The organism is Micromonospora sp. NPDC005298, assembly GCF_040607375.1.
Classification (GTDB): domain Bacteria; phylum Actinomycetota; class Actinomycetes; order Mycobacteriales; family Micromonosporaceae; genus Micromonospora.
In genome coordinates, this window is sequence record NZ_JBEXGP010000001.1 from 710,800 (window position 1) to 722,536 (window position 11,737).

The 11,737-nt window shown below is 72.1% G+C and carries 12 protein-coding genes; 11 read left to right on the forward strand and 1 reads right to left on the reverse strand.

Features of this window, described 5'->3' with window-relative positions:
- The first annotated feature begins 53 nt into the window (after nucleotides 1-53).
- The 7 genes from pdxH (at nucleotide 54) to ABZS77_RS03510 (ending at nucleotide 6,100) form a co-directional block, all read left to right on the forward strand.
- Nucleotides 54-683 carry a pyridoxamine 5'-phosphate oxidase gene (gene pdxH / locus ABZS77_RS03480; protein ID WP_354817172.1) on the forward strand — a complete coding sequence of 210 codons (630 nt, stop codon included), beginning with the start codon at nucleotides 54-56 and terminating at the stop codon, nucleotides 681-683.
- A complete protein-coding gene (locus ABZS77_RS03485) occupies nucleotides 680-1,978 on the forward strand; it encodes an MFS transporter (RefSeq protein WP_354816416.1) in 1,299 nt (432 codons plus the stop codon). The genes pdxH and ABZS77_RS03485 overlap by 4 nt, the downstream gene beginning before the upstream one ends.
- Nucleotides 1,979-1,996: 18 nt before the next feature.
- Nucleotides 1,997-2,926, forward strand: a complete 930-nt coding sequence (locus ABZS77_RS03490) for an aldose 1-epimerase family protein (protein WP_354816419.1) — start codon at nucleotides 1,997-1,999, stop codon at nucleotides 2,924-2,926.
- On the forward strand, nucleotides 2,926-3,528 hold the full coding sequence (locus ABZS77_RS03495) for a nitroreductase family protein (RefSeq protein ID WP_354816422.1): 603 nt from the start codon (nucleotides 2,926-2,928) through the stop codon (nucleotides 3,526-3,528). The genes ABZS77_RS03490 and ABZS77_RS03495 overlap by 1 nt, the downstream gene beginning before the upstream one ends.
- 188 nt (nucleotides 3,529-3,716) lie before the next feature.
- Nucleotides 3,717-4,022, forward strand: a complete 306-nt coding sequence (locus ABZS77_RS03500; protein WP_354816425.1) for a type II toxin-antitoxin system VapB family antitoxin — start codon at nucleotides 3,717-3,719, stop codon at nucleotides 4,020-4,022.
- A 44-nt stretch (nucleotides 4,023-4,066) separates the two neighbouring features.
- Nucleotides 4,067-5,230: an acyl-CoA dehydrogenase family protein gene (locus tag ABZS77_RS03505; protein ID WP_354816428.1), complete on the forward strand. Its 1,164-nt coding sequence runs from the start codon at nucleotides 4,067-4,069 to the stop codon at nucleotides 5,228-5,230.
- Between the two features lie 99 nt (nucleotides 5,231-5,329).
- Entirely contained in the window at nucleotides 5,330-6,100 is a 771-nt protein-coding gene (locus ABZS77_RS03510; RefSeq protein ID WP_354816431.1) for a DUF4230 domain-containing protein, read from the forward strand.
- Between the two features lie 121 nt (nucleotides 6,101-6,221).
- Here ABZS77_RS03510 and ABZS77_RS03515 read toward each other — a convergent pair whose 3' ends face one another.
- Nucleotides 6,222-6,431 (reverse strand): PspC domain-containing protein, encoded by a 210-nt coding sequence (locus ABZS77_RS03515; RefSeq protein ID WP_354816434.1) that lies wholly within the window; start codon nucleotides 6,429-6,431, stop codon nucleotides 6,222-6,224.
- Nucleotides 6,432-6,756: 325 nt separating this feature from the next.
- Here ABZS77_RS03515 and ABZS77_RS03520 point away from each other — a divergent pair, with 325 nt between their 5' ends.
- From ABZS77_RS03520 to ABZS77_RS03535, 4 genes are all read left to right on the forward strand, one after another.
- On the forward strand, nucleotides 6,757-8,127 hold the full coding sequence (locus ABZS77_RS03520; RefSeq protein ID WP_354816437.1) for an L-serine ammonia-lyase: 1,371 nt from the start codon (nucleotides 6,757-6,759) through the stop codon (nucleotides 8,125-8,127).
- 72 nt (nucleotides 8,128-8,199) lie between these two features.
- Complete coding sequence (locus tag ABZS77_RS03525; protein ID WP_354816440.1) at nucleotides 8,200-9,027, forward strand: ABC transporter permease; 828 nt, start codon at nucleotides 8,200-8,202, stop codon at nucleotides 9,025-9,027.
- The gene (locus ABZS77_RS03530; protein WP_354816443.1) at nucleotides 9,027-9,773 is read left to right on the forward strand and encodes an ABC transporter ATP-binding protein; all 747 of its coding nucleotides are present in this window, start codon (nucleotides 9,027-9,029) and stop codon (nucleotides 9,771-9,773) included. Before ABZS77_RS03525 ends, ABZS77_RS03530 begins: the two co-directional genes overlap by 1 nt.
- Before the next feature lie 41 nt (nucleotides 9,774-9,814).
- Nucleotides 9,815-11,734 (forward strand): DUF5941 domain-containing protein, encoded by a 1,920-nt coding sequence (locus tag ABZS77_RS03535; RefSeq protein WP_354817175.1) that lies wholly within the window; start codon nucleotides 9,815-9,817, stop codon nucleotides 11,732-11,734.
- Nucleotides 11,735-11,737: the final 3 nt, after the last annotated feature.

Here is an 11,737-nt window from a genome sequence, read left to right on the forward strand (position 1 = left end):
GGCCGCGGAGAAGGAGTGGGGACGTGACGGGCGACACACCCGCCCCGGCCGCGATGCGTAACGAGTACGCCGCGGACCTGGGCCTGACCGAAGCTGACCTGGCCGTCGACTGGCACACCCAGTTCGACGGCTGGTTCGCCGACGCGGTGGCCTTCGGGCTACCCGAACCCAACGCGATGGTGGTGGGCACCGCCGACGCCGCCGGCCGGCCGAGCGGGCGGACGGTGCTGCTCAAGGGGTACGACCCGAGCGGGTTCGTGTTCTTCACCAACCACCTCTCCCGCAAGGGCGTCGAGGCGAGCGCCAACCCGTACGCGAGCCTGGTCTTCCCCTGGTTCGCCATGCAGCGGCAGGTGGTCGTCACCGGTCGGATCGCCCCGGTCGACCGGGCCGAGACCGACGCGTACTTCGCCAGCCGTCCGCGCGGCTCCCAGCTCGGCGCGTGGGCCAGCCCTCAGTCGCAGGTGGTGCCGGACCGGGCCGCGCTGGATGAGCGCTACCGGGAGGTCGCCGAGCGGTACGCCGACGACGCGGTCATCCCCACCCCGCCGCACTGGGGTGGGCTGCGGGTCCGCCCCGACGCGGTGGAGTTCTGGCAGGGCCGGGCCGGTCGGCTGCACGACCGGCTCCGCTTCCGCCACGTCGACGGGGGCGCCTGGACCGTCGAGCGGCTGGCGCCGTGACCGGTGTGCAGGAGGCCCGGCCGCGTGGAGCGCGCCGCTGGGCGATCGACGTCCGTCCGCTGCGTGTCCCGGCGTACCGGCGGCTGTGGCTCGGCAACACCGTGGCGATGTTCGGTTTCCAGTTCACCGCCGTCGCGGTTCCGGTGGAGATGTACGCCCTGACCCGGGACTCGTTCTGGGTGGGTCTGCTGGGCGTGGCGGCCTTCGTACCCCTGTTGATCTTCGGGTTGTGGGGAGGCGCGGTCGCCGACGCCCGTGACCGCCGTGCGGTGCTGCTCGGCGGCTCATTGTTGCTCTGGGCATCCACTCTCGGTCTGCTGCTCCAGGCGGTCCTGGACGTCGGCAGCCCGGTGCTGCTGCTGGCGCTGATGGCGGTGCAGTCGGTGGCGTTCGCGATCAGTTCGCCGGCCCGCAGCGCGATGCTGCCCCGCCTGGTGCCGGAGGACCTGGTGGCCTCGGCCACCACCCTGAACTACACGACGTTCACCGCGGCCTCGGTGGCCGGGCCGCTGGCCGCCGGCCTGATCCTCTCCGCGTCGCCGGACACCGCGGTGGTCCTGCCGATCGCGTACGGACTGGACGCGGTGCTGTTCACGGCGATGCTCTGGGCCGCGCTGCGTCTGCCCAGGCTGCCGCCCGAGCCGACCGAGGACGGTCAGGTCCGCCGTGCCGGCCTGGCCAGCGTCGTCGACGGATTCCGCTACCTGGCCAGCACCCCCGTACTGCTGCTGTCCTTCGGTGTGGACCTGATCGCCATGATCCTCGCCATGCCGCGGGCGCTCTTCCCGGAGATCGCGAACGAGCGGTTCGGCGGCGGTGGGTCGGTCGGCCTGCTCTACAGCGCCATCGCGATCGGCTCCATGATCGGTGGGCTGACCTCCGGCTGGATCGGCCGACTCCGCCGGCAGGGCGTCGGCCTGGTGCTCGCCGTCGTCGGTTGGGGCCTGGCGATCGCCGCAGCCGGTCTCGCCCACCAACTGTGGCTGATGGTGCTCCTGCTCGCCGTGGCCGGCGCCGCCGACCTGATCAGCGCGGTGCTGCGCCAGTCGATGCTGCTGGTGTACGCGCCGGACCGGATGCGCGGTCGGCTCCAGGGCGTCAACACGGTGGTGGTGGCCGGTGGCCCGCGCCTGGGCGACCTGCGGGCCGGCACCATGGCCGCCGGTTTCGGCGGTGGGGTCGCCTGGGTCGCCGGCGGTCTCGCCTCGGCGGTCCTCGTGGTGGTGCTCGCGGTCGCGTTCCCGGCGCTGCTGCGGTACCGGGCCGCGACCACGTCGAGCGGTGACCGCACCTGACCGGTTAGGGTCGCCGGCATGGAAAGCCCCGACCAGCGTCCGTTCTCCGGCGCACAGTGGACCATCTCCGCCGCCGGCCACGAGGCCGTCATCGTGGAGGTGGGCGGCGGGCTGCGGACGTACCGGCACGACGGCGTCGACCTGGTCGACGGGTACCGGACCGACGAGGCCTGCCCCGGCTGCGCCGGGCAGGTGCTGGCGCCGTGGCCGAACCGGATCCGTGACGGCCGCTACCCGTTCGGCGGGCGGACGCACCAGCTGTCACTGACCGAACCGGAGCGGCACGTCGCCATCCACGGGCTGGTCAACTGGGTGCCGTGGCAGTTGCTGGAGCAGTCGGCGGACGCGGTGACGGTCGGCTACGACCTGCCGCCGCAGCCCGGATACCCGTGGCCGTTGCGGCTGCGCAGCCGGTGGAGCGTGGACGCGGACGGACTGCGCGCCGAGCACGAGGTGACGAACATCGGTGGGGAGTTGGCGCCGTTCGGGTTCTCCGTGCACCCGTACCTGCAACTGCCGGGCGTCGCGGTGGACGACCTGGTCCTGCGCCTGCCCGCCCGTACCCGCGTGCTGGTGGACGGTCGGCTGCTGCCGGTGGGGGCGAGCCCGGTCGCCGGCACCCAGTACGACTGGACCAGCCCGCGCCGGATCGGCGGCGCCGAGCTGGACCTCTGCTTCGGCGGGGTGATCCGCGACGCGGACGGCGGCTCCTCGGTGAGCCTGGCGGCACCGGACGGCTCGAAGGGTGTGCGGATCTGGGCGGACGCCGAGTTCGGCTGGTGGCAGGTGTTCACCGGGGACGCCCTCACCGGGGAGCGGCACCGCCGCTCGGTGGCGATCGAGCCGATGACCTGCCCGCCGGACGCGTTCCGGTCGGGTAAGGACGTGCTCACGCTCAAGCCGGGCACGACCTGGCGGGGTGCCTGGGGCATCCGCCCGGGAGCCTGATGGAGTTCGCCGAGGTCGTCCGTCGACGGCGGATGGTGCGCAACTACGACCCGGACCGTCCCGTCCCGCCCGACGTGGTCGACCGGCTGCTCGACCATGCCATCCGCGCCCCGTCGGCCGGCTTCGCGCAGGGCTGGGGCTTCCTCGTGCTGGAGGAGGCCGCCGACCGGGACCGGTTCTGGGCCGCGACCACGCCGGACGGCGGTGGCCGGGAGCGGTGGCTGGCCGGGATGCGCCGGGCGCCACTGATCGTGGTGCCGCACGCCAACGAGTCGGCCTACCTGGGGCGGTACGCCGAACCGGACAAGGGTTGGACGGACCGGTCGACCGACCGCTGGCCGGTGCCGTACTGGCATGTCGACACCGGCTTCGCCGCGTTGCTGATGTTGCTCACGGCGGTGGACGAGGGGCTGGGGGCGTGTTTCTTCGGCATCCCGCCCCAGCGGCTGGCCACCTACCGGGACGCGTTCGGCGTGCCGGAGGAGTACCAACCCATCGGCGCGGTGACAGTCGGTTACCGAGCACCCGACCATCGGTCACCGTCGTTGCGCCGTGGGCGTCGCGGAGTGGACGAGGTGGTGCGGCGCGGCCGGTGGAGCTGAGCCTGATGTCCCGTTCGTCCGTTTGAAGATCGGACGACCGATGGCGAAACTGACATCAGGGAGCAGAACGCAATGTGCACGGTGCGGCTAGGCTGGCACGGTCAATCGGTGCCGCGCCGCGCGGTGCCCGCCGCGGCCCGGCTCGGCGCCGTCGGTCGGCCCGGCCACGGGGAGGGGAGCGTGCCGTCGTGATCTTCAGAGCGGTCCGGGACGGGCGTCCCTATCCGGAGCACAATCTGACGCTCAAGCAGTGGGCGGAGATTCCACCGCGTCCGCTGCGCCTGGACCAGTTGATCACCACCAAGCGCGAGTTGGCGCTCGACAAGCTTCTCGCCGAGGACTCCACCTTCTACGGTGACCTCTTCCCGCACGTGGTGCAGTGGAACGGCGGCCTCTACCTGGAGGACGGGCTGCACCGGGCGCTGCGCGCGGCCCTCCAGCAGCGCAACCAGATCCACGCCCGGGTGCTCGTGTTCTCCGAGCCGATCGAGTGACGAGCCCTTCTTCCCCGCGCTGAGGCTTCGTTAAGGTGGCGTCCATGACCGCTGCGCTGGACCTGCTCGACCTCGACCCGTCGCTCACCGACGAGGAGCGGCAGATCCGTGACGTCGTCCGCCACCTCGTCGACGACCGGGTCCGCCCGCACGTCGCCGACTGGTACGAGCAGGGCCGCGTGCCGGCCCGCGAGCTGGCCCGCGAATTCGGCGCACTCGGGCTGCTCGGCATGCACCTCACCGGCTACGGCTGCGCCGGCGCCTCCGCCGTCGCGTACGGGCTGGCCTGCCAGGAGTTGGAGGCCGGCGACTCCGGCCTCCGCTCGCTGGTCTCGGTGCAGGGCTCACTGGCCATGTACGCCATCTGGCGCTACGGCAGCGAGGAGCAGAAGCAGCGCTGGCTGCCGTCGATGGCCACCGGCGAGGCGATCGGGTGCTTCGGCCTGACCGAGCCCGACCACGGCTCCGACCCCGCCTCCATGGCCACCCGTGCCCGCCGCGACGGCGGCGACTGGCTGCTCACCGGCGGCAAGATGTGGATCACCAACGCACCCATCGCCGACGTCGCGGTGATCTGGGCGCGCACCGACGAGGGCGTGCGGGGCTTCGCCGTACCCATGGACACGCCCGGTGTCACGGCCCGCGAGATCCACCGCAAGATGTCGCTGCGCGCGTCGGTGACCGGCGAGATCGCGCTCGACGACGTCCGGCTCCCGGCCGACGCCCAACTGCCCGGGGCCAGCGGGCTCAAGGCCCCGCTGAGCTGCCTCACCGAAGCCCGCTACGGCATCGTCTGGGGCTCCCTCGGCGCCGCCCGGGACTGCCTGGAGACCACCCTGGCGTACGCCACCACCCGCACCCAGTTCGGTCGCCCGATCGCCGGTTTCCAGCTCACCCAGGCCAAGCTCGCCGACATGGCCGTCGAACTGGTCAAGGGGCAGCTCCTCGCGCTGCACCTGGGCCGCCTCGCCGACGCCGACCGGCTGCGACCCGACCAGGTCAGCGTGGGCAAGCTGAACAACGTGCGGGAGGCCCTGGCCATCGCCCGGCAGTGCCGCACCATCCTCGGCGCCAACGGCGTCTCCGGGGAGTACCCGGTGATGCGGCACGCCAACAACCTGGAGAGCGTGCTGACCTACGAGGGCACCTCGGAGATCCACCAGCTCGTCGTGGGGCAGCGACTCACCGGGCTCTCCGCCTTCGCCTGACCTGCCCGTTTGTGCTTTCCGGCCGCTCGCCGCGCGGCTGTCGTACGGGGGCCGTACCGTCATTGGTAGACGACGTGTCTGACGAGGACGGTGAGCGTGATGGCCCGCGACGCTGGCATCAACGAGCCCACGAAGGAGTTCCCCGGTTACCCGACCGGTGACGATCTCAAGGAGCGGTCGAGCGCGACACCCGAACCAACCACCGACACACCGGGCGGCCCCGGGGGCGGTGGGGCGGCCCGTGGCCTGCTGCTCCTGCTCGGCGCCGCCGCGCTTGCCGTGGTCGTGCTGCTCGGCGTGCAGGTGACCGGCTTCCTGCCGGACTTCCGCAACCCGTTCGCCAAGGAGCAGACCGACCGCAGCCAACCGCCGCTGCTGAAGTCGATCCAGGACCTCAGCCGCTACGTGGCCGCCGAGGGCAACTTCCAGGTCGTTGTCGACACGCAGAACGACCGCCGCAACGTTCCGGACTTCCTGCTCAACGAGCGCACCCTGTTCGTCGGCGCCGGCAGTGTCGAGGCGTACGTCGACTTCACCAAGATCGGTGAGGGTGCCGTCGTCCAGTCCGCGGACGGCAAGTCGGTCGAGATCAAGTTGCCCGCGCCGCAGCTCGGCGAGACCAACCTCGACCTGGAGAAGAGCTACGTCTTCGCCGAGCAGCGCGGTCTGCTCAACCGGCTCGGTGACCTGGTCGGCAACGACCCCAACCGGCAGCAGCAGGTCTACCAGCTCGCCGAGGAACGGATCACCGCCGCCGCCCGGGACAGCGGGCTCTCCGCCCGCGCCGAGGAGAACACCCGCAAGATGCTGGAGGGGCTGCTGCGGTCCCTGGGCTACCAGCAGATCACGGTCACCTACACGGCCCCCTGACCGGTACGCCGAAGCGCCCGCCCCGACCGGACGTCGGAGCGGGCGCTTCGCGCACCTACCCGCCGGCCCCACCACCGCCCCGCGTCAAGATCCGCGGTCCGCGTGGGTGGGGCCGGGGTGGTCAGTGTCCGGTGGAGGCGAGGTAGCGGTCCTCGTTCGGCATGAGGACCCAGAGGATCAGGTAGACGATCACCTGGGTGCCGGGCAGCAGCAGCGACAGCAGGAACAGCAGCCGGACCATCCCGGCGGACATGCCGAACCGCTGCCCGAGGCCGGCGCAGACGCCCGCGATCATGCGCCCCTGGCGGGGCCGAACCAGTTTGCGACTCATCGTCGTACTCCCACTCTGCGGCGGTACGCCGCGTCTGTGATCCACGGTAGAAGGGGTTGGCCAGCCCGCCCTCGGTCCCGAGGACGATCAGCGGCCCGTGGACCCGTAGGTGCTTTACCCGGGGGATCCCTGTCCGACTCATCCCGCCGGGCCTCATGGACCCGGTGGGCGGGTGAGGTGGGCGGGTAGGCTCGCAGGTCGGGCACCCGTCACCCCGGGTGGCCGAGCGGCCGACCGACCGGGCGGCCATGAGCGGGGCCACCTGACCGGTGGCCACGAACCGGGCCGGACCCGTACCACGGGGCGACGGCGAGGAAGCGCAGCCATGATCAGTGTTTTCGACCTCTTCAGCGTCGGCATCGGGCCGTCCAGCTCGCACACGGTGGGACCGATGCGGGCCGCCCACACGTTCGTGGCGGGGCTCAAGGCCGACGGGCTGCTCACCGGCACCGCGCGCGTGCAGGCCGAGCTGTTCGGTTCGCTCGGCGCCACCGGGCACGGCCACGGCAGCGGGCCGGCGGTGCTGCTGGGGTTGGCGGGGGAGTCGCCGGAGACGGTCGACACCGACACGGTCGGCCCCCGGGTCGAGCGGATTCGCGCCGAGCGGCGGATCAGCCTGCTGGACGCGCACGAGGTCGACTTCGACCCGGACCGGGATCTGACGCTGCACCGCCGGCGGTCGCTGCCGTACCACCCGAACGGGATGACCTTCGTGGCGTACGACGACGGGGGCGCCGAGCTGCGCAGCCGCACGTACTACTCGGTGGGCGGCGGGTTCGTGGTGGACGAGGCGGCGGCGGGCGCGGACAAGATCAAGCCGGACAGCACGCGGGTGCGGTATCCCTTCCTGACCGGGGCGCAACTCCTCGACGTCACCTCCGCCACCGGGCTGTCGATCAGCGAGGTGATGCTCGCCAACGAGCGTTCGTGGCGCAGCGAGGCGGAGATCCGGGCGGGCCTGCTGGAGATCTGGCGGGTGATGCGGGAGTGCGTGCGGCGCGGCTGCGAGCGGGACGGCGTACTCCCTGGGGGTTTGAAGGTCCGGCGGCGCGCGGCGGAGCTGCGGCGCGGCCTGGAGGCGGACGCCGGGACGCCCGACCCGCTGCACGCGATGGACTGGGTGACGTTGTTCGCGCTGGCGGTGAACGAGGAGAACGCGGCGGGCGGCCGGGTGGTGACCGCGCCGACGAACGGCGCGGCCGGGATCATCCCGGCGGTTCTGCACTACTACACCCGGTTCGTGCCGGGCGCCGACGAGGACGGCGTGGTGCGGTTCCTGCTGACGGCGGGCGCGATCGGCGTGCTGTTCAAGGAGAACGCCTCGATCTCCGGCGCCGAGGTGGGCTGCCAGGGTGAGGTCGGCTCGGCGTGTTCGATGGCGGCGGCGGGGTTGGCCGAGGCGCTCGGTGGCACCCCGCAGCAGGTGGAGAACGCGGCCGAGATCGGGATGGAGCACAACCTCGGGTTGACGTGTGACCCGGTGGGTGGCCTCGTGCAGATCCCCTGCATCGAGCGGAACGCCGTGGCTAGCATCAAGGCGATCACGGCAGCCCGGCTGGCGTTGCGCGGCGACGGTGTGCACGCGGTGTCGCTGGACAAGGTCATCAAGACCATGCGGGAGACCGGGGCCGACATGAAGGTCAAGTACAAGGAGACGGCGCGTGGCGGTCTGGCCGTCAACGTGATCGAGTGCTGAGTACGGCCGATTCGGGGCATTCGTTCACCGACTGCTAACCTGTCGTCCGTTTCGGGAGGCGGGAGGCGCGCGGTGACCTCTGGCGTCGCGGCGTTGTGGTCGCACCGCAACTCGCTGCGCATCCTGGTCAGGCGGGACCTCGCGGTCAAGTACCAGCAGTCGGTGCTGGGCTACTTCTGGTCGCTGATCGAGCCGCTCGGCATGGGGGCCATCTACTGGTTCGTGTTCGGGGTGCTCTACTCCCGGGACACCGGCCGGCACCTCGGCGAAGCGGCCGGGTCGTACCCGCTGTTCCTGATCACCGGGATCTTCGCCTGGATGTGGACGAGTTCGGCGTTGAGCGAGGCCACCAACGCGCTGACCGGCCAGTCCCGCCTGATCACCACGATGAACGTGCCGCGTCAGGTCTTCCCGATCGGCCGCGTCGCCGGCCGGTTCGCCGAGTACGCGGCAGGCCTGCCGATCCTGATCGCCATCGCGGTGATCTACGCGGTGCACGGCCGGATCCACCCCGGCTGGTCGCTGCTGGCGCTGCCGTTGGCGGTGGCCGTGCAGGGCGTGCTGCTGGTCGGGCTGGCCCTGCTGCTGTCCGCGTGGAACGTGCTGATGCGCGACGTGGAACGGCTCATGCGGCTGATCATCCGGGTGCTCTTCTACGCCACGCCGATCATCTATCCGCTCAGCCTGGTCCGCGAGTCCGGCCTGCCCGGCTGGCTGAAGGTGGTGTACGAGCTGAACCCGCTGGTCGGGATCTTCCAACTGCACCACGCGATCTGGTATCCGGACGAGTTCCCGGACGCCCGCCTGCTCACCACCACGATCGTCGGCAGCCTGCTGGTGCTGGCCGCCGGCTGGTGGTCGTTCCGCCGGTTGGAGCCAGCCGTGCTCAAGGAACTGTGATGGCCACGCCGATCATCGAGGCCGACGGGCTGGGCATCCGGTTCGTCCGCAACCGTCGCCGGCAGCTGCGGCTGCGGGAGCTGTTCATCCACCGGGGTGGGCGCGGTGCCCTGCCGGGCCAGTTCTGGCCGCTGCGCGACGTGTCGTTCACCGTCGAGCCGGGCGAGACGGTCGGGGTGATCGGCCGCAACGGCACCGGCAAGAGCACCCTGCTGCGGCTGATCGCCGGGGTGCTCATCCCCGACGAGGGCGACATCCGGGTGCACGGGGCGGTGGCGCCGCTGCTGGAGCTGTCCGCAGGCTTCTCCAACGACCTGACCGGCAGGGAGAACCTGCACCTGGTCGGTGGGCTGCACGGGCTGTCGGCGGGCTACCTGAAGCGGCACTTCGACGAGATCGTCGAGTTCGCCGGCGAGCAGGTGGAACGGGCCATCGACACGTCGGTGCGGCACTACTCGTCGGGGATGAAGGTGCGGCTCGGCTTCGCGATCATCTCGCACCTGCCGCATCCGATCCTGCTGATGGACGAGGTGACCGCGGTCGGCGACGCGGAGTTCCGCAAGAAGTGTTACGCGACGATTGATCGTCTGCTCGGGGAGGGGCGCACGCTGGTGCTGGTGTCACACAACGAAAAGGACCTGACCCGGTTCTGCCGTCGGGGGTTGTACCTCGACGCGGGCCGGCTGACGCTCGACGGCACCATCGCCGAGGCGCTCGACGCGTACCACGCCGCGGTCCCGCGGTGACGCTCGCGATCGTGCTCGCCGCCGGGACGCCCGCGGCGGGCCTGACCACCGCGACCGGTGAGCCGCTCGCCGACCGGCTCGCCGCCCAGTTGCGCCGGGCCGGGGCGGACGAGGTGCGCTTCGCGGCGACCCTCGACGAGGTGGCCGCGCTTGCCGACGCCGCCGACGGTCCGCTGCTGGTCACCGGCACCGACCTGGTGGCGCACACCGCCGTCCTGCGGCACCTCGCCACCAGCCCGGTCGGGCCGACAGTGGCGTTGGTGCTCACCGACCCGCCGGTGCCCGGACGGACCGCCGTGCGCGAGGAGCGCGGCCAGGTCGTCGACGCGGGCGGACTCGACACCCTCGACGGCGACGCCACGGGCGTGTTCGGCGGTGCGCTGCGGGTCGGCGTGGACGACCGGCCGACCCTGGCCGCCGCCGCCCGGGCCGCCGCCGTCGGCGGCCCCGGGTCCGCCGTGGACCGGCTCTTCGCGGGGCTCGCGGCGCTCGGCACCCTGATCTTCGCCCAGCGGGTACGCCTGCTCGTCGCGCACCGGGTCGACGACGAGGCCGCTCGGGTCGCCGCCGAGGCGGCGGTGACTGCGGTGGACGAGGACCGGGCCGAGTTGCGGCTGTCGGTGAAGGAGAAGGACGACTTCTTCTCCACGTACTTCGTCAGCACCTGGTCGCCGCAGGTGGTCCGGTTGGCGGCCCGGCTGCGACTCACCCCGACCGGGGTGACGGCGATCTCGGTGCTGTTCGCGCTGGCCGCCGCCGTGCTGTTCGGGGTCGGTGGGCGGCTGGCGCTGGTCAGCGGCGCGGTGCTGCTCTACCTCGGCTTCGTGCTGGACTGCGTGGACGGGCAGCTCGCGCGCTACACCCGGCACTTCAGCGCCTGGGGTGGCTGGCTGGACACGATGGCCGACCGGGCCAAGGAGTACCTGGTCTACGCCGGCCTCGGCTTCGGGGTGAGTCACGCCGGCCTGGGCAACGGCTGGGCCCTCGCCATCGCCGCGATGACGTTGCAGACGGTCCGGCACATGACCGACACCTGGTACGGCGCGCTGCACGACGAGGCGGCCCGCCGCCCCCGTACGACGGCGGGCGCAAGCGGCGGGATCGGCGACCGGTTGAACGCCGCGTCGACCCGGGTGCAGGCCGACACCGGCTCGCTGTCGTACTGGCTGAAGCGGACCGTGGTCTTTCCGATCGGTGAGCGGTGGGCGTTGATCGCGCTGACCGTGGCGCTGTTCAACCCGCTGGTCAGCCTCGTCGCGGTGCTGGTCTGGGGGGTGTTGGCGTTCGCGTACACCGGTGCGTTGCGGACGCTGCGGGCCCGCTGGATGTGGGTGCCGGTGCTGGACACCGTCGACGCCACCCTGCACCGCGACGACGGTCCGCTGGCCCGTCGGCTGCCGGTGGTCCGCCCGATGGGGCCGCTCACCCTCGCGGTGATCGCGGCGCTCGGCCCGGCTGCGTTGCTCGTCGCGGCGCTGTGGAGCGACACGCCGGACGGGCTGCGCTGGGCGGTGCCGGTGGCGCTGCTGGTGCTCCTGGCCGGTGGCGTCGGTGCCGGCGCCGCGCACAACGGCCCGCTGGACTGGCTGGTGCCGGCCGCGCTGCGGGCGGCCGAGTACCTCTTCGCGATCGCGGTCGGTGTGGTCGGCGGGGCGCCCGGTTGGCTGATCTTCGGGTACGTCTTCGTGCTCACCGTGCACCACTACGACCTGACCGCCCGGCTGGAGAAGCGGCAGGCGGCTCCGCCGCTGCACGTGGCCACCCTGGGCTGGGACGGCCGTTCGGTGCTGCTGACCCTCGCGGCGATTGCCGGCATCGTGAGTATCGGCATGGCTACACTCGGTGCGTACCTTCTCGTGGTTTTCGTGGCGAGTGTCGTCCTGGCCTGGTTCGTCCGGCCGGCCCGTGGCGCGCGGGCGTCGGCCGCGCCGGTGGGCGCGGGAGGTGCCGTGCCGCGCTGACGG

Coding starts and splice junctions, on each gene's coding strand:
- pdxH (WP_354817172.1), top strand. CDS start 54: ATGCGTAACGAGTACGCCGCGGACCTGGGCCTGACCGAAGCTGACCTG.
- ABZS77_RS03490 (WP_354816419.1), top strand. CDS start 1,997: ATGGAAAGCCCCGACCAGCGTCCGTTCTCCGGCGCACAGTGGACCATC.
- ABZS77_RS03495 (WP_354816422.1), top strand. CDS start 2,926: ATGGAGTTCGCCGAGGTCGTCCGTCGACGGCGGATGGTGCGCAACTAC.
- ABZS77_RS03505 (WP_354816428.1), top strand. CDS start 4,067: ATGACCGCTGCGCTGGACCTGCTCGACCTCGACCCGTCGCTCACCGAC.
- ABZS77_RS03510 (WP_354816431.1), top strand. CDS start 5,330: ATGGCCCGCGACGCTGGCATCAACGAGCCCACGAAGGAGTTCCCCGGT.
- ABZS77_RS03515 (WP_354816434.1), bottom strand. CDS start 6,431: ATGAGTCGCAAACTGGTTCGGCCCCGCCAGGGGCGCATGATCGCGGGC.
- ABZS77_RS03520 (WP_354816437.1), top strand. CDS start 6,757: ATGATCAGTGTTTTCGACCTCTTCAGCGTCGGCATCGGGCCGTCCAGC.
- ABZS77_RS03530 (WP_354816443.1), top strand. CDS start 9,027: ATGGCCACGCCGATCATCGAGGCCGACGGGCTGGGCATCCGGTTCGTC.